The sequence below is a fragment of the Sphaerisporangium sp. NBC_01403 genome (assembly GCF_045040145.1).
Classification (GTDB): domain Bacteria; phylum Actinomycetota; class Actinomycetes; order Streptosporangiales; family Streptosporangiaceae; genus Sphaerisporangium; species Sphaerisporangium viridialbum.
Window position 1 is genome coordinate 8,399,225 of record NZ_CP109534.1, and the last position, 24,360, is coordinate 8,423,584.

Consider the following 24,360-nt stretch of genomic DNA (forward strand, 5'->3'; position numbering starts at 1 on the left):
AGATCCAACGGCCTAAACCACATTGAACATTCAGTCAGTGAACCGTCAATATGCTGTTGCCGGTGCTCAGCAAGGTCATGGCCACGGCCAACGGCAGCTTGAGGCGGCAATTTCGACTGTCTTCGGAAAGAGGCCACAACAAGATAGAGGTGCTTTGTAGATATCTAATGAACCAGGTTTCTCACAGGTTTCCTGATTCGCGCTGAATTTGCGCAGCACTGAATCCGGAACGGTGTTCTCGCGTTCCGTTCCGGATTGGCGGAAGAAAATTTACCGTTTGATGCTCTTGCGCCACCACCAGACGAGGGCGAGCGCGGTTCCCGCGACGCAGTAGGCCCCGGCCAGCTCGAAGACGAACGAGACGCCGCCGGCCGCTATGAGGACTCCCGCGATCGAGGTGCCGAAGCCCGACGAGATGGAGTCGGAGGCGCTCGCCACGCCGAAGGCGCGGCCCAGCGCCGCCGGAGGCGCGAGCTTGGTGATCAACGCGTAGGTCAGGGGCACCGAGATCGCCATCAGCACGCCCTCGACCACGGAGATGACGATCGCCATCCAGATACTGGTGGTCATGGAGTAGACGAACGCCAGAGCGCCGAGCATCGCGGTGACGACGCCGACGACCAGCCATCGGGGAGTTCCGGGGAGGACCTTGTTCGCGTGCGGCGACAGCAGCACGACCGGCAGCATCGTGGCGGTGAACGACCACGGGATGATCGGGTCGGCGGCGCCGAGCTCGCGCAGGAAGGGCCCCCACAGCACGGCGTACACGCCGTACATGGTCGCGGTGGCGGAGACCAGGGCGACCACGGGGCCGACCGCGCGCAGCACGTCCAGCAGCGAGACGTTCGCCGGTACGTCCTGCTGTTCCTCCTTGTCATGGGCGCCCTCGGCGGTCCTGCGCAGTTCCGAGGGGATCGCGGGCTTGCGGCTCAGCAGGCCGAGGACCGACGCGCTGCCGAGGGCGGCCACGGCGAACCAGGGCGCGGCGGCGGTGCCGTCGATCACGATCAGCCCGACCATCAGCGGCCCGACGAGCGCCCCCGCCGTGCCGATGCTGTTGAACCTGCCGAACGTCTTCTCGTGCTCGGCGGCGGGAGTGCCGAGGCCGATGGTGGTGCGCAGCGCGTTGCCCGCCGCCGCCATCCCGCCGGTGGTGATCAGGTACGAGGCGGCCATCGCCGGGAGCCACGACACCATCAGGAAGGCGACCGCGCCGAGGAACGCCAGCAAGCACCCCCCGACCAGCGAGCGCCAGGCGCCGAACCGGTCGACCAGCCGCCCAGTGACCAGGTTGGACAGGGCGCTGCCGAACGCCGAGCAGATCATGATCGTCCCGAGCATGGCCACGGGCACGCCGCGGTCGAGCAGGTAGGGGACGATGATGGCGATGGTCCCCATCTGCGAGCAGCGCAGCAGGAAGGTGACCGCGTAGGCGCCCCACAGCGTGACGCTGTGCGGAGCGGCGGCCACCCGGGGCGGCGAGATCGCCGTCTCCACTCCTGCCATCAGAAGGCGCCCCGGTCCGTGACGCCCACCGGGCTGCTCTGCGGTCCGACGGCGTGGATGTACCACCGCATCCGGTCCAGCACGCGGGGGGCCCACAGCTCCCTGGCGTGCGCCAGGTCCGCCTCGGCGAGGCCGCGGTGGGTGACGATCGCCATGGTCGCGCGGGGGGTCGGCCACAGTCTGATCTCCGCCCGGCTGCGCTCGGTCGGCCAGTCCCGGCACTCCAGCTCCACGGCGATCCGCTCTCCGACGACGAGCTCGACGGAGGTGGCCTCCAGCCCGAACTCGCCGACGCTCCAGCGCACACCGCCCGGGGTCTCGACGGCGGGCGAGCCCGTCCACGCCGACAGGGACGCGGGGTCGGTGAACGCCCGGTAAATCTGGCTCGCGGTGCCGCGCTGGATGATGTCGGTGATGATCAGCGAGTGGGTGCCGTCCTCGTGGGCGTAGCTCGGGTCCTGCTTGCTGCCGGGGCGGAAATTGAGGGAAGTCATGGAAGGCTCCTCTTGAGGCGGAAGACGCCCCGGCTCGCATGCCGCGGCATCTGAGCTGTGGAAAGGGCCCGCGCCCGTCCCCGGACGCGGGCCCCCTGTCACTCGCCGGCGACTGGGTCGCCGTGGTTCACCGGCTAGGCGCGCAGCTGACGGAACTCGTCGGCCCGGGCGGTGAACTCGCCCTCGGTGAGGGCGGTCTCCTCGGCGCACGCGCCCGCGCTGGCCTCGATGCCGGGGCCGAGCGGGAACGCCTTCTGGAACTGGATGTTCACGCGCGGGGGGACCTCATAGGCGTCCACGCCGACACCGAGGCCGGTGACCTTCTCGGCCACGCGGCGCTTGCCCACGTAGACGTCGAAGATGGCGTTGTAGACGATGATCGCCGGGTAGTCGGCGGCCGCCTGCTGCGCGATGGCCAGGCTGCGCGGCTGCGGGGTGTCGGACAGGGTGATGGTGACGTACTCGCCGAACAGGTCGGAGAAACCGGCCACCTCCCACTGCTCGATGGCGAACTCGAACTGCCGGTGGCCGCCGGCGTTGGTGAGGGGAGCGCCCCGGTCCAGGCGCAGGACGGCCGACATCTTGAGGATCTCCTTGACCTCGCCGTCGGCGACGATCGGGATGTTCAGCTCGGACTGCTGGAATTCCACGTCCGCGACCGGGGGGAACTCGGTCTGCCGGGGGAGCGGGTTGACGATCTGGGGGGTACTCATGGTTTCCTCCTGCTGTTCCCACGTCTAGCGTGGGTGGCGGTTCACACCGGACGGCCGGGAGCCACGGCCTGCACGACACGCGGAAGCGGAGCCCGCCGTTCGGTGTGTTCTCGGTTCGGCCCCGCCTCGCTTAAGGACGGGGACGTCTGTGCCTCTCCCTGTGGGGAGGCGGGTGTGGGAGCCGGCATGGCCGAGTCGGCGGCCACCGCGGCCGTGACGTGCCGGGCCTCGACGACCAGGCGCTGGCCCGGGTCCCAGTCGGGGCTGTGGAACATCAGCCCGAGCAGCGTGCTCTCCAGGATCGCCCGAAGCCCCCTGGCCCCGGTCTGCCTGCTCTGCGCGCTCTCGGCGACCGCGGTCAGGGCCTCCTCGGTGAACGAGAGCACGTGCCCGTCGAGCCGGAAGAGCTCCTCGTACTGGGCGAGCAGGGAGTCGACGGGCTCGGAGATGATCCGGCGCAGCTCCTCCAGGCCGAGCTGTTCGAGCTGGACGACCACGGGGAAGCGGCCCACGAACTCGGGAAGCAGGCCGTAGGAGATGAGGTCCTGGGGTTCGGCCTCCGTGGTGGTCTCCGGGTCGGGCACGACTCTGGCGCCGAAGCCGATGCCACGGGAGTTCCCGCGTTCTGCGACGATCTCGTCCAGGCCCACGAAGGCTCCGCCGGCGATGAACAGGATGTTGGAGGTGTCCATCCTCCGGGCCTCCGACCCGGCGGGCCCGTCGGCGCCGCTCCGGGTGGCCAGGGAGACCTCGGTGCCCTCCAGTACCTTCAGGAGGCTCTGCTGCACGCCCTCTCCCGAGACGTCGAGCGCCCCGGCCTCACGCTTGGCGAGCTTGTCGACCTCGTCGAGGAACACGATGCCGTGCTGGGCGGCGGCGACGTCGCCGTCGGCGGCCGTGACCAGGCGGCGGAAGATGGACTCGGTGTCCTCGCCCGCGTACCCGGCCTGGGTGATCGAGGTGACGTCGGCGACCACGAACGGCACGCCCAGCGTCACGGCCAGGGTCTCGGCCAGGAGCGTCTTGCCGGTGCCGGAGGGCCCCGCCATGAGAATGTTGGACTTGGCGAGCCTGGCGGGCCGCTCGGACGGCTGGGACCGCTCGGCGGCGCCGATCTTCCCGATCCTCTTGAAGTGGTTGTAGACGGCCACGCTCAGCGCCCGCTTGGCCGCCCCCTGGGCGATCACGTGCTCGTCCAGCCGGGCCAGCAGCATCGAGGGGGTGAGCCTGCCGGAGGTGTCCCTTCTCCTGCGCCGGCCCTCGACGGCGGCGATCCCCGCCTTGGCGCAGTCGACGCAGATGGCCGTTCCTGTGCCGGTGATGAGGGGGACGGCGGCCAGCTCGTTCACTCCGCAGAAGGAGCAGTAGGCGAGCTTTCTTCGGAGGGAAGGGGTCATGTGTCCACCTCTCGACCGGGTAGGTCACTTCAATAAAATGTACTGATCTGATTAGGGGTCGACAATAATCAAATGTCGACATACACGGGCTTTGCGGTGGTTGAGACCTGCCATTGCGATCCCGCGTCCACCATCTACCTTTAATAAGCCACACCGACCGCAGCGAGGAGTCGACCACATGGGCGGGACCGGATCCAAGATCGCAGTGATCAGCGTGAACGTGCACGACATGGACCAGGCGGTGGCCTTCTACACCGACACGCTGGGCTTCGCCGTACGCTCCGACCGGGGCGCGCCGTACTTCGTGGAGCTCGTCAACGACGGACCCCGGCTCGTGCTCCAGCTCGCGGAGCGCCCGGCCAAGGCCGACTACCCCTCCGGCGCCTGCATAATGATCAACCTCGGGGTCGCGGACGTGCGGGCCGAGCTGAGCAGGCTGCGCGAGTCCGGCGCCGAGCTGCTGCACGACTCACTTCAGGAAAGCCCTGTGGGTCCCTACTTCGCCGTCGCCGACCCGAGCGGCAACGTGATCGAGCTGATCCAGTTCAGCGAGTGACCGCGACCTCGGCCCACCGCCCGTCCGCGGGCGCACGCATGATCGCCGGCCGGTTCCTCACGGTCGGCCGCACCTTCCTGGCCGTGGCGGTCCGGGTCGGCGCACTGTGGGTCGTCGCCAGGCTGACCGGACGGCGCGCGGCCTTCCCCCGCGCCGCCGCCGCCGCGGTCGCGACCCGGCTCCATCGGGCCGGCCCCACCTTCGTCAAGCTCGCCCAGCTGCTCAGCACCCGCCTCGACCTGCTTCCCGCCGAGCTGTGCAAGGCGTTCTCCCGCCTGTACGACGACGTCCCCGCGATTCCCTCGAAGACCGCGGAGGAGCTGGTCGCGGCCAGGCTGGGCGCGCCGCTGAAGGCGGTCTTCGCCCGCTTCGACGTCAAAGCCGTGGCCTCGGGAAGCATCGCCTGCGTCTACCGTGGCACGCTCTACGACGGCACCGAGGTCGCGGTCAAGCTCCGCAGGCCGGGGGTCGAGGAGATCATCGCCGCCGACCTGCGGCTCATCGCCTGGGGCACCGCTCTGGCCGCCCGCACCCCGATGATGCGCGGGCTGCCCGCCGTGGCCGCCGTCAGGCAGATGTCGCGGGCCATCGCGGGGCAGCTCGACTTCACCGCGGAGGCCGCCGCGCTCGTACGGCTGTCCGCCGCGCTGAAGGAGCTCACCGAGATCAAGGTGCCCCTGCCCCACCCCGAGTACGCGGACCCCGTGCGGACCGCCAAGGGGGTGCTGGTCATGGAGTACCTCCCGGGGCTCGCCAGGAGGTCTCCCGAGGACCTCGGCAAGGAGGCCTCGGTGCGGGCGGTGGAGGCGGCGCTGGCCGCGATCTACAAGATCTTGTTCCTCGACGGCCTCGTCCACTGCGACCTGCACCCCGGCAACCTCTATCTCATGCCCGACGGATCGGTCCAGATCCTCGACGCGGGGTTCGTGGTGGAGCTGCCGGAAAGCGCGCGCCGGGCCTTCACCGAGTTCTTCTTCCGCATGGGCACCGGCAACGGGAAACGGTGCGCCGAGATCGTGCTGTCGACCGCCATGGACCGGCGCGGCCTGGACGACGGCGCCTTCACCGCCGAGATGGTCGCCCTGGTGGAGTCGGTCACCGGGGTGCGCGCCGGGGAGTTCGACCTGCTGCGCTTCGCCGGCGGCCTGTTCGACATGCAGCGCAGGCACGGCCTGCACGCGGATCCGCAGTTCATCTTCCCGCTGCTCGGCATCCTCGTCTTCGAGGGGGCCATCAACGCCTACCACCCGGAAGTGGACTTCCAGGAGCTGGCGATGCCCTACCTGGTAAGGGCGCTGTTCACCCGGCAATGAGCTTTATCACTATATCTAAAAGTAGTAAAGTGACCTCATGAAGGAAGGGCGCAGACACTACGGCCAATACTGCGGCCTCGCCGCGGCGCTGGACGTGATCGGCGAGAGGTGGACGCTGCTCATCGTCCGCGAGCTCCTGGTCACTCCGCGCCGCTACAACGAGCTGCTGGCCAACCTGCCGGGCATCGGCACGAACCTGCTGGCCGTCCGGCTCAAGCTGTTGAGCGACACGGGGGTGGTGGAGCAGCTCACCTCCGATCCCGACGGCCGCGCCCGCCGCTACAGGCTGACCGAGCGAGGTCAGTCGCTGCGCCCGGTCGTGCTCGACCTCGCCCGCTGGGGCATGCCGCTCCTGGCCGAGCCCGATCCGGAGGACGAGGTGCGTCCCGAGTGGTCGCTGGTCGCGGTGGAGGCCATGATGCGCCCGCCGTCGGTGTCCGCCCCCGACGAGTGCTACCAGTTCGAGATCGCCGGCAAGGACGGCCGCATCGAGGTCTTCCACGTCGCGGTCAAGGAAGGGAACGCCCAGATCGTGGCGGGCCCGACCCCCGAGCCCGACCTCCTCGCGGTGACCGACGCGATCACGTTCGTGGAGATCGGGGCGGGCCGCCTCGACCCCCTGGAGGCGGTCGTCGTGGGCAGGCTGCGTCTCGACGGCGACCCCGGCGCCGTGCTCCGCTGCTGCCGCATGCTCGGCCTGCTCCCCGGCTGACTCTCCGGCCGCTCGCCCCGCTGCTCTACGACGACCTCGGGCTCAAGGGACCCGACCGGCGGCTCGCGGTCGGGAGGTTCCGCTCGCCAGGCTCAACTACCAGAGCCGGACCAGTTGGGTTCTTGCTGTCACTTCGTTTGTGCGACTGTTCAGTTTCGGTGGAGGACGCGGCGCAGGGCGTGTTCGAGGTCTTGGGGGGCGGTGCCGTCGGGTGATCTCCAGGCGATGACGCCGTCCGGCCGCACCAGTACGGCTCCGGTGGGTGTGACGCCGTAGGCGCTCGGGAAGCGGCCGTCCGGGTCGGCGAGGTCGGACGAACCCCCGATGGCATGCAGGTCCAGAGTGAGGCCGAGGTTCCGTGCGGCGTCGCCGGCCGCCTCGGCCCACGGCCCGCCGTCCGGCCCGGTGAGCAGGACGAACCGCGGTCCGAACAGGTCACGGGTGGAGATGGGCGCGCCCGCGCGCGTGAGCCTGATGTGCGGCGCGCGCGATCCCGGCCTCCCGGAGGGCGCGGCGGGGTGCTCGAACAGCGCGGGTGCATCCGCCCGCTCCTCCGGTACGAAGGCGCCAGAGGGGCAGACGTAGCCGAACAGTCCGACGGCCGGGTCCATGATCTCGGCCACGGTCTCGTCGTGAAGGTGGGGGGCCTGTCGCTGGACCATGTTCGCGTACTGCTGCTCGGCGAGCGCGTCGGCGAAGGGGCGGCGCTCGGCGTCGTGGCTGGTGAGCAGCGCTGGTCCCGCGGTTCCCCCCAGCACGGCCGCGAGCTTCCAGGCCAGGTGGTAGCCGTCCAGGACGGCGGTGTTGCCGCCCTGCCCTCCGGTCGGGGGCATCAGGTGGGCCGCGTCCCCGGTCAGAAAGAGTCGGCCCGCCTGGAAGGTGTCGGCGACGCGGGTGATGTGGTCCCCGGTGGACGACCACGCCGCGTCGAGGATCTTGACGTCCAGGTCCGGGATGCCGCAGGCGGTGCGGATCAGCTCGGTCAGTCGCTCGGCGCCGGGTTCGCCGCCGGAGGCCAAGGCGCAGCTGAGCACGTACCGGCCGGGGTGGTCGGTGGTGACGATCGTGGCCGAGCCTCCGGGGAGGGCGGGGTTCTGCAGGTAGAACAGCCCGAAGGCGGAGCCGTTGAGCGCGACCTCAAGATCGGACTCGAACTGCAGGAACAGGGTTCGAGCGGGCCGGTCACCAGGGTCGGCGGCCCGGTCGGGGCCGTGCGGGTCGGGGAGCCCGCTGCGATCGCTCGGCGCGGTGTCGTGCCAGGATCGTCCGTGGGTCGCGATGCCCGCCATGTCGCGGGCCGGGCCCTTGTGGCCGTCCGCGCCGACCAGGTACCGGGCCGTCAGCGTGCGCCGCTCCCCGGTGACGGTGTCGCGCAGCACGGCGGTCACCTGGTCGTCGTCCTGGTGGAACCGTTCGAGTTCGGTGGAGAAAGCGATGTCGGCACCCAGTTCGATCGCTCTGGCGGCGAGGATGCGCTCGGCTCGTTCCTGGCTCGTGGAGGCCATGGGCACGGGCGAGAACATGGAGAGGTCCGGCATCTTCCGGACGAAGTTGTGCAGTACCGGTCCTGTGACGCTCTCGGCGATGACGATTTTGTTCTCGCCCCGGCCGAGCGGGGCGGCTCGTACGAACCGCTCGGCGACCCCGGCGGTGGCGAGGGCCTCCATGGTCGACGGCATCTGCCCGCGCGCCTTGGGTTGCGTGGACAGCCCGGGGTGGCGCTCGACGACGAGCGACCGCACGCCGTGCACGCCGAGGAACATCGCGGTGGACAGCCCGGCGAGACCGGCACCGGCGATGAGCACAGGCAGGGTTGTCTCCTCCATGGTCACTCCCTGAGGTAGATTGTACGAAGGATAGGAAATCTCGACAGATCGAGATATTAGATGCTGGAGGTTCGGTGTCAAGGGGCCGCAGATCCGAGTTGACGCGGGCGCTCGCCGATGCGATGCGGGAGAACGCGGGCCGAGGGGTGGTGATGCACCAGGCCATCGCCGGCCACTTCGGGCTCGGGCCGACCGACCTGAAGTGCCTCGACCTGGCACGTCACGAACCGGAGCTCACCGCGGGGCGGCTGGCCGAGGTGACCGGCATGAGCACCTCGGCCATCACGGCGGTGATCGACCGGCTGGAGCGCAACGGCTTCGTCGAGCGCCGGCGCGACGCAGCCGACCGCCGCAAGGTGCTGGTGCGCTCGACCGGGCGGCACGAGGCGGCGCTGGCGGAGATCTTCGCACGGGTGGAGTCGGCCTTCGCCGGAGTAGTGGACGACTACGACGACGAACACCTGGAGCACGTCATCGAGTTCCTCGCCCGCCTCAACGAGACGGCCCGCGACTTCACCGCGACCCTCGTCCGCGATCTGGGACGTCCGGCCGACGCCGCGGACCACTAGGCGGGACGACTGGGCGGGCCCGCGCTGACGCACCGGTCGGGCTGCCCACCCGGTTCGTCGACACGGCCCGTTCGGCTGGGGCTCGGAAGGCGGTCGGATGGGTACAAGTCGTTAAGGGGGAATTGTCGCCTTATAAGGCATATATCCGCACATGGAGCGTGACGTGGGCATGCCGCCAGGCAGGCCGATCTCCAGACTTCCCGGCCCCGGGAAAGGAGCCGAGATGATCACTAGACGTCAGGTCCTGAAGGCGGCGGCGGGCGGAGCCGCCCTGCTGGCCACCGGCAGGGCCGCTCAGGCGTCCACCTCGGCCGGGGTGACGTCCGCCGGGCGGGCGGCGCACTGGGCCGGCACGCTCGACGCGGCGGGAATCGCGAAGTACGTGGCGCCGCTCGTCATCCCGTCGGCCATGCCCGCCTCGCAGGAGGGCGACCGCGACCGCTACGTCATCGGCGTCCGGCAGTTCCGGCAGCAGGTGCTGCCTCCCGGCAGCCCGGCCACCACGCTGTGGGGGTACGGCTCGCCTGATCATCCCGGGAGCTTCGCCTCGCCCGCCTGGACCATCGAGGCCAGGTCCGGCCGTCCCATCCGCGTCATGTGGGTCAACCAGCTCGTCGACGGGGACGGGCGCTACCTGTCCCACCTGCTGCCGGTGGACCCGACGCTGCACTGGGCCAACCCGCCGGGCGGGCTGCCGGGCAGGGACAAGCGCCCGTCGTTCGCCGCCACGCCCGGCAGGTACCGAGGACCTGTGCCGATCACCACGCACCTGCACGGCGGGTGCACCACGGACGACAGCGACGGCCATCCCGAGTCGTGGTACCTCCCCGCGGCGCGGAACATCCCCGGAGGCCACGCCACGGAGGGCTCGCGGTACGCCGAGTTCATGAGCACGTTCGGGAGCCGCGAGAGCGTCGAGTGGCAGCCGGGGTCGGCGGTCTACCAGTACGACAACGACCAGCCGGCCGCCACGCTGTGGTACCACGACCACACCCTCGGCATGACGCGGCTCAACGTCTACGCGGGGCTCGCGGGTTTCTACCTGCTGCGCGGCGGCGCGTCCGACCTCGACCCGGGGGTGCTTCCCGGGCCCGCTCCCCAGGCCGGCGACCCTCCCGGCACGCGCTACTACGAGATCCCGATCATCATCCAGGACCGGTCCTTCGCCAAGGACGGCTCGCTGTTCTACCCCGGCAGCCGGGCGCAGTTCTCCGACAGGTACGCCGGCCCGTACATTCCCCGCAGCCACGTACCGCCCATCTGGCAGCCGGAGTTCTTCGGCGACGCGATGATGGTGAACGGCCGCACGTGGCCGGTGCTCGCGGTCGAGCCGCGCCGCTACCGCCTCCGCTTCCTCAACGGGTGCAACTCGCGGTTCCTGATCCTCAAGGTGGCGGCCGACCCTCTCGCCAGACGCCCGGTGGCGCCCGCCGTGCCCTTCTGGCAGATCGGGGCGGACGCCGGGTACCTCCCGGAGCCGGTGCGGTTGAACAGCCTGGTCATGGGCCCCGCCGAGCGTGCCGACGTGATCGTCGACTTCACCGGTGTCAGGCCGGGCACGGAGTTCTATCTGATCAACGAGGGCCCCGACGAGCCGTTCAGCGGGAACGCGAAGGCGGCGCCCGCCAACCCCGCGACCACGGGGCAGGTCATGAAGTTCGTGCTGAGGTCGCTGTCGGGCAGGGACGAGAGCGTGCCGCCCGCGCGGCTCAGGCTGCCCGCGCTCACCCGGCGGGGCCCGGCGACGCTGACCCGGCAGGTGGCGCTCCTTGAGCACTCCATGGAGGTCAGGGCGGGAACGGAGGTGCCGACGGCCACGATGCTCGGCACCCTCGCGGGAGGCGGCACCGCGAAGATGTGGTCCGACCCCGTCACGGAGAATCCCGCGCTCGGCGCCATCGAGGTGTGGGAGATCCACAACTCCACCGACGACGCCCACACGGTGCACCTGCACGAGGTCCGCTTCGAGGTGGTCGACCGCAGGCCGCTCAAGGGCACCGCCGTCCGGCCGCCCCAGCCGTGGGAACGGGGCTTCAAGGACACGGTGATCGCCTATCCGAAGGAGGTCACCCGCATCAAGATGATGTTCGACCTTGAGGGCTCGTACGTGTGGCACTGCCATCTGCTCGAACACGAGGACAACGAGATGATGCGGCCGTTCCAGGTGGGCTCCTGACGCCCTGCGGCGGCCTCGCGTAGCTGAGTCCTTGCGAGGCTTTGGCCGATCTTTGTGCTCCGGCGAGAACAGACGCGCACGGCCAGGCCGTTCTACTGTCCGGGGGCCGAGGTCCCCGGTCCCCGGTTCTTAGGAGGTCGCATGAGCATGCGAGCAGGCCAGGTCATGGCACCGGCCCACGTGCCGGCCGGGGCGACGGAGACCGGAGACGGCGTCATCGTCGGCGACGGGCCGGTCATCGTGGACGCCTACATCGATTTCCAATGCCCGTTCTGCAAGCAGTTCGAGCTGACGGCCGGGCCCACGCTCGACCAGTTGGTGGAGAACCGGCTGATCACCCTGGTGTACCACCCGATGGCCTTCCTGGACGCGGCGTCGACCAACCAGTACTCCTCCCGGGCGGCCTCGGCCTCCGGGTGCGCGTCCGACCACGGCAGGTTCATGGAGTACGCCTATGCGCTGTTCGTCAACCAGCCGCCCGAGGGCGGGCCGGGGCTCAGCGACGACGAGCTGATCGAGCTGGGCGACTCGGTCGGGCTGACCGACCCGGCCTTCGGCGCGTGCGTGCGCAGGCACACTTACGTCGAGTGGGCGGCGTACGTGACCGCGAGGGCCGCGCAGCGGGGGGTGAACGCCACGCCGACCGTCTTCGTGCAGCGCGTCGCCGTGCCCGCGAACGCCCAGATGATCGTCGCCGCCGTGGAGGCCGTCACGTCATAGTGACGCGTTGACCAGCGCGTTCAGCTCGGCGGCCAGCTCGTAGTGGCGTTGCCAGTCGGGCTGGTCGGTCATCAGGACGACCCGGCCCGCGCCGGGGCCGGTCTCCTTAGCTGCGTACTTCGAGGTCGCCGGAGGGGATCAGCAAGGTCTTCCCGAGCGTCGTTCGTGCCTGGATGGCCGCATGGGCATCGGCGGCCCGCTCCAGCGGGAAGGTCTGCCCGATGACGGGACGGAGCCGACCGGCGGCGGCCTCGGCCAGCGCGGCCTCGGCCAGTGCCTTGATGCCGGCGGGTGAGCCGAACATCTGGCCCCCGGTGATCAGGGCGATGCCGCGCTGGAACACCTCTGCCACAGTCGCGTCCGTCACGGTTCCACTGGCGGCGCCGAACATCAGGAACCTGCCGCGTGGGGCCACGAGTTCGAACGCCGTACGGCCGACGGCCCCGCCGACCCCGTCGAACACGACGTGCACGCCCGCATCGCCGACGGCTTCGCGCACCCGGTCGCCCCAGCCGTCCTCGGTGTAGTCGGCGGTCACCTTGGCGCCCAGCTCTGTGGCGAGGTCGAGCTTGCGCCGGGAGCCCGCCACCGCGACCACCTGGGCGCCGGCGCCGGCCGCGAGCTGGACGAGCAGGCTGCCGACGCCTCCGGCGGCCGACTCCACGAGCACCCACTCACCGGGACGGGGCGCGGCGGCCCGGACGATGCCCATCGCGGTACGGCCGTCGGCCAGCAACGCCACCGCGTCGTGCAGATCGAGTTCCGGCGGGACGGCGATGAGGCCACCGGTGTCCGCCGCCACCCGCTCCGCGTACCCTCCCGAGCCCTTCAGCGAGGTCACGACGCGCAGGCCGGCGAGGGCCGGATCGGCGCCCGGCCCGACCTCGACGACCGTGCCGCCCACGCCGTTGCCGGGGATGATCGGCAACCGGGGTAGCGGCACCGGCGCCACACCCGACCTGACCTGCGTCTCCACGAACGGGATGCCGATCGCGGCCACCTCGATCACCACCTGCCCGGGGCCCGGACGCGGATCCGGCGCCTCCCCGGGGACCAGAACCTCCGGCCCGCCGAACTCTCGTAGCCATACCGCCCGCACGACCGCTCCTCTCCACGGGACCCGCCTATCGGAGCGGATCGCTCCGAATAACATATCGGAATGGTTCGCTCCGATTGCAATAGACTCCGGCCGTGGATTCGAACGAGCCTCCCCGGGCGGAGGCAGGGCGAGCAGGCGCGGAGGCGCGGCCGGAGCGCCGCTGGGGACGCCAGGCCGAGGCCGAGCGCAACGACCGCATCGTGCTGGAGGCCGCGCGCGCGGTCTTCGCCGAGCAGGGCGCAGGGGCCCCGATGTCCGCCCTGGCCGATCGTGCGGGCGTCGGCATCGCCACGTTCTACCGCCGGTACGGCAGCAAGGAGGAGCTGCTGCAACGGCTCTGCCTGCTGTCGATGGAGGAGTCCATCGCCTCGGCGCGGGAGGCGCTGGCCCACGAGGGCGACGGGTGGTCGGCCGTCTGCGGCTACGTCCAGCGGTGCGTCGCCGCGCGGGTGGGTGCCCTCGGGCCTGCGGCGGGAACGATCGCCGTCACCGCCGAGATGACCGCTGCGAGCGAGCTGGGCCGCGAGCTGATGGACGAGCTGGTACGCCGGGCGCAGGCCGACGGCACCGTGCGGCCGGACCTCGCCCCGCTCGACGTCTCGTACCTGATCGAGCACTTCAGCCGCATCCCGCGCGGCACTGAAGATCAGGACACCATCAGCCGGCGGCTGCTGACGCTCGCCCTCGACGGCCTCCGCGGCTCTGATCGGCGGGTTCCCCTGCCGGGCGCGCCCCCGAGCTGGGAGTCCTACAGCGGCCGATGGTACGGCCCTGTAGACCCGGATCCCGCGCCGCCCGGCCCGCCGGGCGGATAGGCCCTGACCGCCACGGCCGTACGGGCCGCGCCCCTGCGGCCGTACCGGCCCTGTATGGCGAAAGGCCACTTCCGGTGGTCCGGAAGTGGCCTCGTGGATCGGTGTCAGCCGCCCGCTACACGGTCAGCCGCAGTGCTCGAAGGGGCTGTCGTAGACCGAGGATCCGGCCTTCCCGCCCCACTTGACGCAGGTCTTCTTGGCGGCGGCGCGCACCGGGCCCGCGTAGTACGCGAAGTTGCCCGAGTCGGTGAGCCGCTTCTGCTTCTTCACCTCCAGGTAGGCGGAGGTGGCGGTGGCCTTGCCGATCGACGTGCTCTTGATCGTGGTCACGCAGTTGTTCGCGTTGGATGCGTTGTACAGCAGGTAGACCGTGCCGGCCGAGCCCAGGGCGGCCTTGTCGATCACCTTGTACCCCCTGCCGCAGACCTCCTCGGGCGAGTGAGGGTTGGTGCTCGGGCTGGGGTTCTTGTTGGTCCTGGTGGTGCCGCCTCCTGAGCAGTTCTTCGAGGTCAGCGTCTGGGTGGGGTACCCGAACGTCGCTCCGTTGAAGACGGCCTTCTGGACGTTGCCGGGGTAGGACCCCGACGTGCGCACCTCGTAGTGGAGGTGCGGCGCGAGGCTGTTGCCTGGCTTGGTCGAGTTGCCGACCTCACCGATCTTCTGCCCCTGCGCGACCTGCGTGCCGGCGCTCACCGACCGCACCCGCAGGTGCGCGTAATAGCTGGTCCAGCCACCGCCGTGGTCGATCTTGACCAGGTTGCCGAAGCCGTTGGCCGAGCCCTGGTGGGCAGAGATGACCACCTTGCCGGCCGCCGAGGCCACCACGGTGTCACCGAGGTCCGCCCCCGCGGTGCCACCTCGATTGAAGTCGATCTCCCAGGACTGGTGGGCGCCGCTACCCGTGATGCCGGTCCAGGTCTGACCACAGGGGAAGGGGAGCTGGAAGCCCGGGCGGGCGCCGGCCGCGCTGGCACTCGGGGCCAGTGCGACGCCGCCCGCGAGGCTGAGCAGGAGGGCCACCCCTGCCGTGAACGCCCCTTTGATCTTCATGCCGATCCTCTCTCATGGCTCCGGCCTGGTTCGGGTGCTGGGTGCCGAGCCGGCCAGACCGGGCGCGAAATTCTCATCGCGGGGTTCCCGGCAGGCTCCGGAGCACGGATCCCAGGGCCCCCGCTGGTCCGTCCGGATAAGCTATATAAGAAAGGTCCAAAACCCATACAAATAAGATCCAGGCGGCCGGTGGACCATTCTGGAATCGGTTGAAAAAGGGTGAAATCGGGCAGCGCGGGCCTTCTGTCCGGGGTTCCGGCAAGGCGGAAGGCCACTTCCAGCGGTCTGGAAGTGGCCTTGGGTACGGCCTGTTCAGCCGCAGTGCTCGAAGGGGCTGTCGTAGGTGGAGGACCCGGCCTTCCCGCCCCACTTGACGCAGGTGTTGGTGGCCGCGGCGCGTACCGGGCCCGCGTAGTACGCGAAGCTGCCGGAGTCGGTGATCCTGCTCTTGCCCTGCACCTCCAGGTAGGCGGAGGTGGTGGTGGCCGTGCCCACGGACGCGCTCTTGATCGTGGTCACGCAGTTGTAGCCGTTGCCGGTGTTGTAGAGCAGGTAGACCTTGCCCGACGAGCCGAGGGCGGCCGAGTCGATCACGCTGTACCCGCTGCCGCAGACCTCCTCGGGCGAGTACGGGTTGTTGCTGCCGGAGCAGTTGTTCGAGGTGACCGTCTGGACCGGGTAGCCGAAGGTCGACCCGTTGAAGACGGCCTTCTGGATGTTGGCGGGGTAGGAGGTGTCGGTCGTCCTGACCTCGTAGTGGAGGTGCGGCGAGATGTTGTTGCCGGGCTTGCTGGTGTTGCCGACCTCGCCGATCTTCTGGCCCTGTGTGACCTGCGCGCCGGCGCTCACCGACCGCACGCGCAGGTGCGCGTAGTAGGTGGACCATCCGCCGCCGTGGTCGATCTTGACCAGGTTGCCGAAGCCGTTGGTGGAGCCCTGGTGGGCCGAGATGGCCACCGTGCCGGCCGCCGCGGCGACCACGGTGTCGCCGAGGTCGGCGTCCGCCGTGCTGCCCCGGTTGAAGTCGATCTCCCAGGACTGGTGGGCACTGCTGGCGCTGGAGTTGCCGGTCCAGGTCTGGCCGCATGGGAAGGGAAGCTGGAAGTTCGGTCGTGGGCCGGCCGCGCCGGCGCTCGGGGCCAGTGCGACGCCGCCTGCGAGGCTGAGCATCAGGGCCAGTCCTGCGGTGAACACCCTTTTGATCTTCATGCCGATCCTCTCTCGCGGCTCGGTCGGCTCGGCGTTGGCGCCGACTCGGCACGACCGGTCGCGGGGTTGGCGTGGAACCTCCGAAGGGCGCTCCGGAGACCCCTGTTGGCGTAAAGAGTCCGGATATGTCATATAGAAAACGTCCAAAACCGATACAAATGAGATCCTGGCTTCGAGCGACCCAACCCTCTGCACGGTTGAAAAGTCTCTAAGGGAGCAGAATCGGGCATCATGGCTGATCAGCCCACATTTAACGTGCTCGGTCCACTGGATGTCCGGCTCGACGGGCAGGCCCTGCGCCTCGGGGGCACGAAACCACGAATGCTGCTGGCCACCCTGCTGCTCCACGCCAACCGGGTGGTCGGCACCGGCCTGCTGGTAGAGGTGCTATGGCCCGAGCGCAGGCCCCGCTCCGCCGTGGAGAACCTGCGGACCTACGTCAGCTCGCTGCGCGTCGGCCTCGGTGACGCGGGAGCCCGTACGGCCATCAGGGCCCAGCAGTCCGGCTACATGATCGAGGTTCGTACGGAGGACCTCGACCTGCTCCGCTTCGAGGCGCTGATGGCGCAGGCCGGCCGGTCCCGGGCCGAAGGCCGCACCTCCCAGGCCGTCGACGAGCTGTGCCGGGCGCTGGCGCTGTGGCGGGGGGCGCCCCTGGAGGACCTGCCGGGCAGCCCCCTCTGGGCCGGCCGGCTGGAGCCCCTCGCCGAGGCCCGGCTCTCGGCGGCCGAGGAACTGCTGGCCATGCGAGTCGCCCTCGGGCAGTACAGCGGCGCGATCAGCGAGCTGCGCGGGCTGCTCGTGGAACACCCGTTCAGGGAGGGCCTGTGGCAGCAGCTCATGCTCGCGCTGAACCGGAGCGGGCGCCAGGCCGAGGCGCTGCTCGCGTACACCACGATCCGCGACCGGCTGGTGGAGGAGCTCGGCATCGAGCCCGGCGCCGAACTACGCCGCGCCCACGCGGTCGTCCTCGCCGGAGACCCCTCCACGAGCCATGACTCTTCAACGGACGCAAGCCCTGACCTCTCCCTGGGCCATGACCCGACCGCCGGCCAGGAGCGGCCCAGGCCGTACCAGCTTCCGCCGGACGTGCCCGACTTCACCGGCAGGCAGGGGGATGTGGAGTCGCTGGTGGAGGCCCTGACGCCGGGAAGGGCGGCGGGACCGCCCTCGATCACGGTCGTCGTCGGCCCGCCTGGCGTGGGCAAGTCGGCGCTGGCGGTGCACTGCGCGCACGCCGTACGGGCCCGCTACCCGGACGGTCAGCTCTACCTCGATCTCGCAGGCACCTCCCTGACGCCCCCCGCCCCGGGCGAGCTGCTGGCGGAGGCGCTGCGCGCGCTCGGCGTGGCCGAGCGCGCGATCCCGGACGGCCTGCGGGAGCGCTCGGCGCTGTACAGATCCCTGCTCTCCGACCGGGGCGTGCTGGTCCTGCTGGACGACGCGGCGAGCACCGCGCAGGTGCGCCCGCTGCTGCCCGGCAGCGGCTGCTCGGTCCTCGTGACCAGCCGCCGCCGGATCACCGAGCTTCCCGGTACGCGCCAGGTGGAGCTGGACGTGCTGGCGCCGCGGGAGGCGGAGGAGCTGCTCCGCGCGATCGTGGGCGCCGAGCGGCTGAACAGGGAGAGGGACGCGGCGTCGGCCATCGTGAAGTCCTGCGGTTACCTCCCGCTGGCCATCAGGATCGCGGGAGCACGCCTGGTGGGACGGCCCGGATGGTCCCTGCGCGTGATGGAGCGGCGGCTCGCCGACGAGGCCCGCAGGCTGGGCGAGCTGCGGGTCGGGGACCTTGAAGTACGGGCGAGCGTGGACCGCAGCTACCGGCTGCTGCCCGACGCCGCCGCCCGGGCGTTCAGGACGCTCGGCCTGCTGGGCCCGCACGTCCTCCCCGCCTGGGTCGTCGACGCCGTGCTCGACCGGCACCGCTCGGACGACGTGGTGGACGACCTGGTCGACGCGAGCCTGCTGCGGCTGGTGGGAAGCGATCCGGCCGGCCGTCCCCGCTACCGGCTCCACGACCTGATCCGCTGCGACGCCAGGGAGAGGGCGCACGCCGATCCTGAGGGGCCGGCTCTCGGCAGGGTGGTCGGGGCGTGGCTCGCGATCGCCGAGCAGGCGACCAAGCGGCTGCCGACCACGGTGTTCGGCCTGATGTCGCCGACGGCCGCCCGCTGGGAGCCCGCCCGCACCACCGTCGGGCACGTGACGGTCAACCCGCTGTCGTGGTTCGACACCGAGCGGGACGCGCTGGTCGGAACGGTGAGGCTCGCCGCCGACGCGGGGATGGCCGACTCGGCGTGGGGCCTGGCGGCGACCCTGGTGCCCTACTTCGACCTGCGGGGTCACTACGACGCCTGGCGGATCACGCACGAGATCGCGCTCGACGCTGTGCGCGCCAAGGGGGACCTGCGCGGCGAGGCGGCGCTGCTCCGCGGGCTCGCCCAGGTGTACCTGTACCAGGACGGATACACCGAGTCCGCCGAGATGTTCCAGCGGTCCCACACGATCTTCCGCGAGGTGGGCGACCGCAGGGGCGAGGCGATCGCGATCTGCGGGCTGGGCGCCGTGGACCAGATCAGGGGCGAACACCTCAGCGCGCTGCGGCGCTTCCGGCAGGCGCTCGGCATGTTCCTCGGCATGGACGACAAGGCGGGCGAGGCCTACGCGCGGCAGGCGATCGGCAAGGTGTTCCTGGAGTCCGGCGACCTCGCGGGGGCGTCGCGATGGCTGGACGAGGCGTTGCGGCTGGCGCGGTCGCTCGGTGACCGGCACAGGGAGGGCTGCGTCTTCAACCATTTCGGCAGGCTGCACGACCTGGCGGCCGACTTCGACCGCGCCATGCACTTCCAGGACCAGGCGCTGGACATCTTCGAGAGCCTCGGCGACTGCCACTGCGCCGCGTACGCGATGCAGGGCCTCGGCAGGCGCCGGGCCGTGCGGGGCGAGCGGATGCACGCCTCGGCCCAGCTGGAGAAGTCCCGCACGATCTTCCAGCGGCTCGGCGACCGCAGCGGGGAGGCGAGCGCGACGCAGATGCTCGGCGAGCTGCACCGGGCGGCCGGCCGGGCGGACCTCGCCCGCGACTACCTGCACCACGCCTTCACCCTGCAGCGTGAGTTGAGCGCGGGCGTGCGAACCTCGGGCGAGTACCGGCCGTGACCCCGTGGGTGGCCGGTGAGACGCGAGGGGCATAGCCTCTACTGAGACAACAAACGGTTTGCCCGTTAGAAGGGGTGCATACCCATGTCAGCGTCGCAGCACGGTCAGAACTTAGATATCCGTGTTGAACGCCTTGATGAGTGCACGGTGCTGCATTTGGCCGGCGACCTGGACTTCCACGGCACCCCCGTCTTCAACGCCCACATCGACGGAGTGTGGAGCGGAGAGCAGGGCCCCCGCGTCATCATCGACCTGGCCGGCCTGAAGTTCTGCGACTCCGCCGGGCTCGGGTCGCTGGTCTACGTCTTCAACCAGATCACGTCCGCCAAGGGACGGCTCATCCTCGTGGCCGTCCCCGACTACCTGCGGCGACGGCTGAGGATCAGCGGCCTGGACAACCACTTCGAGTCCCTCGACACCGTCGAGCAGGCGGTGCTCGAGGTCGGCCCGGCCTGAGCCGCCCGCACCACCTTGTCAGGCGACGCCGATCGAGATTCCCACCCCGCCGCGCGTGCTCGCGCCGTACCGCTCCTTCTCGCGGGCGATGTCGAGCGGCTGGATCTTGCTGCGCCCCGCGAGCGTCTCCTCGGTGAGGAGCGCGGCCGGCACCAGCCAGGACACCTCGAACTCGATGCCGTCAGGGTCCTTGGCGTACAGGGCCTTGGTGGTGGAGTGGTCGGACGCCCCGACGAGGGCGCCGAGGTCGCTCAGCTTCGCGGCGATCTCCTCGAGGTCGCCGAGCGTCTCGACCTCCCAGGCCAGGTGGTAGAGGCCGACGGTGGCCCGCCCAGCCTGGGACGGCCCGGCCTCCGCCCCGATCTGGAACAGCCCGAGGTCGTGGTCGTTGTTCGACGACGGCGCCTGGAGGAAGGCCGCGCCGGGGAACGCCATGACCGCGCGGAAGCCGAGCGCCTCCTGGTAGAACGCGACGCTGCGCTCGACGTCGCGCACGTACAGGACGGCGTGGTTGAGACGGTGAACGGGCATGTGCGCCTCCGGTAAGTTGAACTCTCAACCAAATATACCTCGCGCCCGGTCCGTGGTCACAGGGCGGGCTCACCCTGAGGCGTGAGCAGGAAGGCCCCGGGGTCGGCGATGATGCGCTGGATCACCTGGCCCGCGGCGCCCAGCGTCGCGGCGTCGGCCCCGACCTGCGAGACGACCAGGGCGGGGACGCGGGCGCGCATCTGCCCGAGCCGCTTGCGCATCGCCTGCTCGGCCGGGCCGGACACCCAGGGGAACAGCGGCGCGAAGATGCCGCCGAGCACGATCGTGTCCGGGTCGATCAGGTTGACCGCGGTGGTGAGGGCGACGCCGAGCGCCGAGCCCGCCCGCTCGCAGGCGGCCGCCGCCGAGGGCTCGCCCGCGTTGAGGCGCGCCACCAGTTCGGCGATCTCCTCGCCCGGGGGCAGCAGGGCGTCCTGCCCGGCGTACCGCTCCAGGCAGCCGGTGCCGCCGCACCGGCACGGGGGGCCGTCGGGGGAGACGACGACATGGCCCAGCTCGCCCGCGAACCCGTGCGCCCCGCGGAACAGCGCGCCCTCGACCACCAGGCCGGCGCCGATGCCGATCTCCCCGGACACGTGGAGGAAGTCGCCGAGCGAGGCCCCGGACCCGAACCACAGCTCGCCCAGCGCGGCGAGGTTCGCCTCGTTGTCCACGAGCACGGGAAGCGGAAGCGCCAGCGTCTCCGCGACGGTCACGTCACGCCAGCCGAGGTTGGGCGCGCGGTGGACGGCGCCGGTGGAGCGGTCGACGGGGCCGGGCAGCGCGACGATCGCGCCCGCGACCGAGAGCCCCTGCGCGGCGGCGTCGGCGAGCAGGGCGGTCGCCAGCCGCCGCAGCCGTCCTATCACGTCCGCCGGCGAGGCCGCGCGGTTGTCCACAGCCTGTGTACGGATCAGCCGCACCGTGCGGCTGAGATCGACGACGCAGGCGGCCAGGTAGTCGACGTTGATCTCCAGGCCCAGCGCGGCGACCCGGTGCCCGCTGAGGCGCACGGCCACGCCGGGCCGTCCGCGCTCGCCGTCCCGCACCGTGCCGGACTCCACCGCCATGCCCGCGTCGATGAGGTCTCCCACCAGCTTGGACACCGTGGTCTTGGTCAGGCCGGTGGTCTCGGCGAGCGCGGCACGGGTCAGGGGCCCGCTCCGGTCGAGCTCCCCGAGGACCACGGCGAGGTTTCCCGCACGCATCGAATCGTGCCGTACGGCCTGTGCCATCAGGGGTTCTCTCCTGCTTCGATCACAGCGCCCAATACCTTCCCGTGAACTCGCCGCGGTGTCCCTCTTGACCTGCCGCGAGTACCGGCCGATATTTAGTCCACAACATAGACTAAATCGGGAGAGACCAACAGTGAACGCGTACGCACCCACGAAGGAAGACAAGTTCACGTTCGGCCTGTGGACGGTCGGCTGGCAGGCGCGTGACCCGTTCGGCGACGCCAGCCGCGCCCCGCTGGACCCGGTGGTGGCGGTGCACCGTCTCGCCGAGCTCGGCGCCTACGGCGTGACTTTTCATGACGACGACCTCCTCGCCACCGAGCCTGACCGCGACAAGGCCATCGAGAACTTCAAGCGGGCCCTGAGCGAAACCGGCCTCAAGGTTCCCATGGCGACGACCAACCTGTTCACCCACCCCGTCTTCAAGGACGGCGGGTTCACCAGCAACGACCGGGACGTCCGCCGGTACGCGCTCCGCAAGGTCATCCGCAACGTCGACCTCGCCGCCGAGCTGGGCGCGACGACGTACGTCTGCTGGGGCGGGCGCGAGGGCGCGGAGTCCGACGCGGCCAAGGACGTCAGGGCGGCCCTCGACCGCTACAAGGAGAGCCTCGACATCCTCTGCTCCTACGTGATCGACAAGGGGTACGACCTGCGGTTCGCCCTCGAACCCAAGCCGAACGAGCCCCGCGGCGACATCCTGCTCCCCACGATCGGCCACGCGCTCGCGCTGATCAACGAGCTGGAGCACCCCGAGATGGTGGGCCTCAACCCCGAGGTGGGCCACGAGCAGATGGCCGGGCTGAACTTCGTCCACGGCATCGCCCAGGCGCTCTGGCACGGCAAGCTCTTCCACCTCGACCTCAACGGCCAGCACGGTCCGAGGTACGACCAGGACCTCGTCTTCGGCCACGGTGACCTGAAGAGCGCGTTCTTCCTGGTCGACCTGCTGGAGAACGGCGGCTACGAGGGCCCGCGGCACTTCGACTACAAGCCGCTGCGCACCGAGGACGCCGAGGACGTGTGGGTCTCGGCCGCCGCCAACATGCGGACGTACCTGATCCTCAAGGAGAAGTCGGCGGCGTTCCGCGCCGACCCCGAGGTCCAGGAGGCCCTGGTGAACTCCCGCGTCACCGAGCTGGCCCAGCCCACCCTGGCCGCCGGGGAGACCTACGAGGACCTCGCGAAGGACGACTTCGACATCGACAAGGTGGCCGAGCGCGGCTTCCACTTCACCCGCCTCAACCAGCTCGCGCTCGAGCACCTCCTCGGAGTGCGGGGATGACCCTGGTCGCGGGAGTCGACTCCTCGACGCAGAGCTGCAAAGTCGTCATCCGCGACGCCGAGACGGGGAGCCTGGTCCGCGAGGGCCGGGCACCCCACCCGCCCGGCACCGCGATCCACCCGGACCACTGGTGGAACGCGCTCCAGGAGGCGGTCGCCGCCGCGGGAGGCCTCGCCGACGTGGCGGCGCTGTCGGTGGGCGCGCAGCAGCACGGCATGGTCTGCCTCGACGAGCACGGCGAGGTCGTCAGGGACGCGCTGCTCTGGAACGACACCCGCTCCGCGCGCGCGGCCGAGGACCTTATCGCGGAGCTGGGCGGGCCCCAGGCATGGGCCGAGGCGGCCGGCAGCGTTCCGGTCGCCTCCTTCACCGTGACCAAGCTCCGCTGGCTGGCCGAGCACGAGCCGGACAACGCGGCGCGCACGGCGGCGGTGTGCCTGCCGCACGACTGGCTCACCTGGCGCCTCGCCGGGTCGCCGGGCATCGGCGCGCTCACGACCGACCGGGGCGACGCCTCCGGCACCGGCTACTGGTCGCCCGCGACGGGCTCCTACCGCTCCGACCTGCTCAAGCTGGCCATGGGCCACACCCCCCTGGTGCCCCGCGTGCTCGACCCCACCGGCCAGGCGGGGGAGTCGCGCGAGACCGGGCGGGGCGAGGCGGTACGGCTCGCGCCCGGCACGGGCGACAACATGGCCGCGGCGCTCGGGGTCGGACTGCTCCCCGGCGACGTGGTGGTCTCCATCGGCACCTCGGGGACGGTCTTCGCCTGCTCCGACGTCCCGAGCCACGACCCCTCGGGAGCCGTGGCGGGCTTCGCGGACGCGACCGGGCGGTTCCTGCCGCTGGTGTGCACGCTGAACGCCGCCCGGGTGCTGGACGCGGCGGCGCGCATGGTCGGCGTCACCACGGCCGAGCTCTCCGACCTCGCCCTGCGGGCCCCCTCCGGTGCGGACGGGCTCGTGCTCGTGCCGTACCTCGAAGGGGAGCGGACCCCGAACCGTCCGGAGGCCACCGGCTCGGTGCACGGGCTGCGGCTGTCCAACTCGACCCCCGCGCACCTCGCGCGGGCCGCCGTGGAGGGCATGCTGTGCGGGCTGGCCGACGCGCTGGACGCGCTTGGGCTTTCGCCCCGGCGGGTGCTGCTCATCGGCGGAGGCGCCAACTCCGAGGCGGTACGCAGGATCGCGCCCGCGGTGTTCGGACGTCCCGTGCTCGTGCCCGAGCCCGGGGAGTACGTCGCCGACGGCGCGGCCCGCCAGGCCGCCTGGCTCCTCGCGGGCACCCCGGAACCTCCCAGGTGGGATGCCGGAACACCCGAGCTCTTCGAGGCGGACCCCGCGCCCGACGTCCGCTCCCGCTACGCGGAGGTCGTCGCGGGGATCTGACCTCCGATACGCGGGCCCGTCGCCGAGGTCTGTCCTCCGGTGCGCGGGGCCGGTCGCCGGGATCTGACCTCTGGTGCGCGGGAACCGTCGCCCGAGGTCCGGCCTCCGACCCTGAGGTACCCCGGGATCGCCTCAGGGGTCGCTCAGGGGC

The 24,360-nt window shown here is 70.8% G+C and carries 21 protein-coding genes; 11 read left to right on the forward strand and 10 right to left on the reverse strand.

Translation table 11 applies throughout. From position 1 onward, the window contains the following. Positions 1-270: 270 nt before the first annotated feature. From OG589_RS37795 to clpX, 4 genes are all read right to left on the reverse strand, one after another. The gene (locus OG589_RS37795) at positions 271-1,506 is read right to left on the reverse strand and encodes an MFS transporter (protein WP_405143230.1); all 1,236 of its coding nucleotides are present in this window, start codon (positions 1,504-1,506) and stop codon (positions 271-273) included. Then, positions 1,506-2,000, reverse strand: coding sequence for an SRPBCC domain-containing protein (locus OG589_RS37800; RefSeq protein ID WP_405143232.1), 495 nt, complete (start codon positions 1,998-2,000; stop codon positions 1,506-1,508). Before OG589_RS37800 ends, OG589_RS37795 begins: the two co-directional genes overlap by 1 nt. Before the next feature lie 134 nt (positions 2,001-2,134). After that, positions 2,135-2,713: a hypothetical protein gene (locus OG589_RS37805; RefSeq protein ID WP_405143234.1), complete on the reverse strand. Its 579-nt coding sequence runs from the start codon at positions 2,711-2,713 to the stop codon at positions 2,135-2,137. A gap of 41 nt (positions 2,714-2,754) precedes the next feature. Continuing rightward, positions 2,755-4,110 (reverse strand): ATP-dependent Clp protease ATP-binding subunit ClpX, encoded by a 1,356-nt coding sequence (clpX, locus tag OG589_RS37810; RefSeq protein WP_405143236.1) that lies wholly within the window; start codon positions 4,108-4,110, stop codon positions 2,755-2,757. A gap of 178 nt (positions 4,111-4,288) precedes the next feature. On the opposite strand from clpX, the gene OG589_RS37815 reads away from it, so the two are divergent. The 3 genes from OG589_RS37815 to OG589_RS37825 are packed head-to-tail and all read left to right on the forward strand — an operon-like array spanning position 4,289 to position 6,691. Beyond that, a complete protein-coding gene (locus OG589_RS37815) occupies positions 4,289-4,666 on the forward strand; it encodes a VOC family protein (RefSeq protein WP_405143238.1) in 378 nt (125 codons plus the stop codon). Continuing rightward, on the forward strand, positions 4,663-5,979 hold the full coding sequence (locus OG589_RS37820) for an ABC1 kinase family protein (RefSeq protein ID WP_405143240.1): 1,317 nt from the start codon (positions 4,663-4,665) through the stop codon (positions 5,977-5,979). Before OG589_RS37815 ends, OG589_RS37820 begins: the two co-directional genes overlap by 4 nt. Positions 5,980-6,016: 37 nt before the next feature. After that, complete coding sequence (locus tag OG589_RS37825; RefSeq protein ID WP_405143242.1) at positions 6,017-6,691, forward strand: winged helix-turn-helix transcriptional regulator; 675 nt, start codon at positions 6,017-6,019, stop codon at positions 6,689-6,691. Between the two features lie 149 nt (positions 6,692-6,840). Here OG589_RS37825 and OG589_RS37830 read toward each other — a convergent pair whose 3' ends face one another. Continuing rightward, positions 6,841-8,517: an FAD-dependent monooxygenase gene (locus OG589_RS37830; RefSeq protein WP_405143243.1), complete on the reverse strand. Its 1,677-nt coding sequence runs from the start codon at positions 8,515-8,517 to the stop codon at positions 6,841-6,843. 74 nt (positions 8,518-8,591) lie between these two features. Between OG589_RS37830 and OG589_RS37835 the strand changes: the two genes are divergently transcribed. The 3 genes from OG589_RS37835 (at position 8,592) to OG589_RS37845 (ending at position 11,982) form a co-directional block, all read left to right on the forward strand. Next, positions 8,592-9,086, forward strand: coding sequence for a MarR family winged helix-turn-helix transcriptional regulator (locus OG589_RS37835; RefSeq protein WP_405143245.1), 495 nt, complete (start codon positions 8,592-8,594; stop codon positions 9,084-9,086). A gap of 223 nt (positions 9,087-9,309) precedes the next feature. After that, the gene (locus OG589_RS37840; RefSeq protein ID WP_405143246.1) at positions 9,310-11,262 is read left to right on the forward strand and encodes a multicopper oxidase family protein; all 1,953 of its coding nucleotides are present in this window, start codon (positions 9,310-9,312) and stop codon (positions 11,260-11,262) included. 141 nt (positions 11,263-11,403) lie between these two features. Beyond that, positions 11,404-11,982, forward strand: coding sequence for a DsbA family protein (locus tag OG589_RS37845; protein ID WP_405143248.1), 579 nt, complete (start codon positions 11,404-11,406; stop codon positions 11,980-11,982). A gap of 106 nt (positions 11,983-12,088) precedes the next feature. Here the strand turns inward: OG589_RS37845 and OG589_RS37850 are convergent, their stop codons facing one another. Beyond that, positions 12,089-13,081, reverse strand: coding sequence for a zinc-binding dehydrogenase (locus tag OG589_RS37850; protein WP_405143250.1), 993 nt, complete (start codon positions 13,079-13,081; stop codon positions 12,089-12,091). 92 nt (positions 13,082-13,173) lie between these two features. On the opposite strand from OG589_RS37850, the gene OG589_RS37855 reads away from it, so the two are divergent. Then, positions 13,174-13,896, forward strand: coding sequence for a TetR/AcrR family transcriptional regulator (locus tag OG589_RS37855; protein ID WP_405143252.1), 723 nt, complete (start codon positions 13,174-13,176; stop codon positions 13,894-13,896). Positions 13,897-14,019: 123 nt separating this feature from the next. Here OG589_RS37855 and OG589_RS37860 read toward each other — a convergent pair whose 3' ends face one another. Then, positions 14,020-14,946 carry a M23 family metallopeptidase gene (locus tag OG589_RS37860; RefSeq protein ID WP_405143254.1) on the reverse strand — a complete coding sequence of 309 codons (927 nt, stop codon included), beginning with the start codon at positions 14,944-14,946 and terminating at the stop codon, positions 14,020-14,022. A 312-nt stretch (positions 14,947-15,258) separates the two neighbouring features. Next, a complete protein-coding gene (locus tag OG589_RS37865) occupies positions 15,259-16,155 on the reverse strand; it encodes a M23 family metallopeptidase (RefSeq protein ID WP_405143255.1) in 897 nt (298 codons plus the stop codon). Positions 16,156-16,386: 231 nt separating this feature from the next. Here OG589_RS37865 and OG589_RS37870 point away from each other — a divergent pair, with 231 nt between their 5' ends. Together OG589_RS37870 and OG589_RS37875 are read left to right on the forward strand one after the other, a co-directional pair. Next, positions 16,387-19,314 carry an AfsR/SARP family transcriptional regulator gene (locus OG589_RS37870; protein WP_405143257.1) on the forward strand — a complete coding sequence of 976 codons (2,928 nt, stop codon included), beginning with the start codon at positions 16,387-16,389 and terminating at the stop codon, positions 19,312-19,314. Between the two features lie 84 nt (positions 19,315-19,398). Beyond that, positions 19,399-19,770 (forward strand): STAS domain-containing protein, encoded by a 372-nt coding sequence (locus tag OG589_RS37875; protein ID WP_405143259.1) that lies wholly within the window; start codon positions 19,399-19,401, stop codon positions 19,768-19,770. Between the two features lie 18 nt (positions 19,771-19,788). On the opposite strand, the gene OG589_RS37880 is transcribed toward OG589_RS37875, so the two are convergent. Both OG589_RS37880 and OG589_RS37885 read right to left on the reverse strand, forming a co-directional pair. Further along, a complete protein-coding gene (locus OG589_RS37880; protein WP_405143261.1) occupies positions 19,789-20,301 on the reverse strand; it encodes a VOC family protein in 513 nt (170 codons plus the stop codon). Between the two features lie 56 nt (positions 20,302-20,357). Then, positions 20,358-21,536: an ROK family protein gene (locus OG589_RS37885; protein ID WP_405143263.1), complete on the reverse strand. Its 1,179-nt coding sequence runs from the start codon at positions 21,534-21,536 to the stop codon at positions 20,358-20,360. Between the two features lie 133 nt (positions 21,537-21,669). On the opposite strand from OG589_RS37885, the gene xylA reads away from it, so the two are divergent. Then, complete coding sequence (gene xylA / locus OG589_RS37890) at positions 21,670-22,821, forward strand: xylose isomerase (RefSeq protein WP_405143265.1); 1,152 nt, start codon at positions 21,670-21,672, stop codon at positions 22,819-22,821. Next, entirely contained in the window at positions 22,818-24,209 is a 1,392-nt protein-coding gene (xylB, locus tag OG589_RS37895; RefSeq protein ID WP_405143267.1) for a xylulokinase, read from the forward strand. Before xylA ends, xylB begins: the two co-directional genes overlap by 4 nt. Positions 24,210-24,360 lie beyond the last annotated feature (151 nt).

Coding starts and splice junctions, on each gene's coding strand:
- OG589_RS37795 (WP_405143230.1), bottom strand. CDS start 1,506: ATGGCAGGAGTGGAGACGGCGATCTCGCCGCCCCGGGTGGCCGCCGCT.
- OG589_RS37815 (WP_405143238.1), top strand. CDS start 4,289: ATGGGCGGGACCGGATCCAAGATCGCAGTGATCAGCGTGAACGTGCAC.
- OG589_RS37885 (WP_405143263.1), bottom strand. CDS start 21,536: ATGGCACAGGCCGTACGGCACGATTCGATGCGTGCGGGAAACCTCGCC.
- xylB (WP_405143267.1), top strand. CDS start 22,818: ATGACCCTGGTCGCGGGAGTCGACTCCTCGACGCAGAGCTGCAAAGTC.
- OG589_RS37845 (WP_405143248.1), top strand. CDS start 11,404: ATGAGCATGCGAGCAGGCCAGGTCATGGCACCGGCCCACGTGCCGGCC.
- OG589_RS37875 (WP_405143259.1), top strand. CDS start 19,399: ATGTCAGCGTCGCAGCACGGTCAGAACTTAGATATCCGTGTTGAACGC.
- OG589_RS37825 (WP_405143242.1), top strand. CDS start 6,017: ATGAAGGAAGGGCGCAGACACTACGGCCAATACTGCGGCCTCGCCGCG.
- OG589_RS37800 (WP_405143232.1), bottom strand. CDS start 2,000: ATGACTTCCCTCAATTTCCGCCCCGGCAGCAAGCAGGACCCGAGCTAC.
- OG589_RS37870 (WP_405143257.1), top strand. CDS start 16,387: ATGGCTGATCAGCCCACATTTAACGTGCTCGGTCCACTGGATGTCCGG.
- OG589_RS37805 (WP_405143234.1), bottom strand. CDS start 2,713: ATGAGTACCCCCCAGATCGTCAACCCGCTCCCCCGGCAGACCGAGTTC.
- OG589_RS37865 (WP_405143255.1), bottom strand. CDS start 16,155: ATGAAGATCAAAAGGGTGTTCACCGCAGGACTGGCCCTGATGCTCAGC.
- OG589_RS37830 (WP_405143243.1), bottom strand. CDS start 8,517: ATGGAGGAGACAACCCTGCCTGTGCTCATCGCCGGTGCCGGTCTCGCC.
- OG589_RS37880 (WP_405143261.1), bottom strand. CDS start 20,301: ATGCCCGTTCACCGTCTCAACCACGCCGTCCTGTACGTGCGCGACGTC.
- OG589_RS37840 (WP_405143246.1), top strand. CDS start 9,310: ATGATCACTAGACGTCAGGTCCTGAAGGCGGCGGCGGGCGGAGCCGCC.
- OG589_RS37860 (WP_405143254.1), bottom strand. CDS start 14,946: ATGAAGATCAAAGGGGCGTTCACGGCAGGGGTGGCCCTCCTGCTCAGC.
- clpX (WP_405143236.1), bottom strand. CDS start 4,110: ATGACCCCTTCCCTCCGAAGAAAGCTCGCCTACTGCTCCTTCTGCGGA.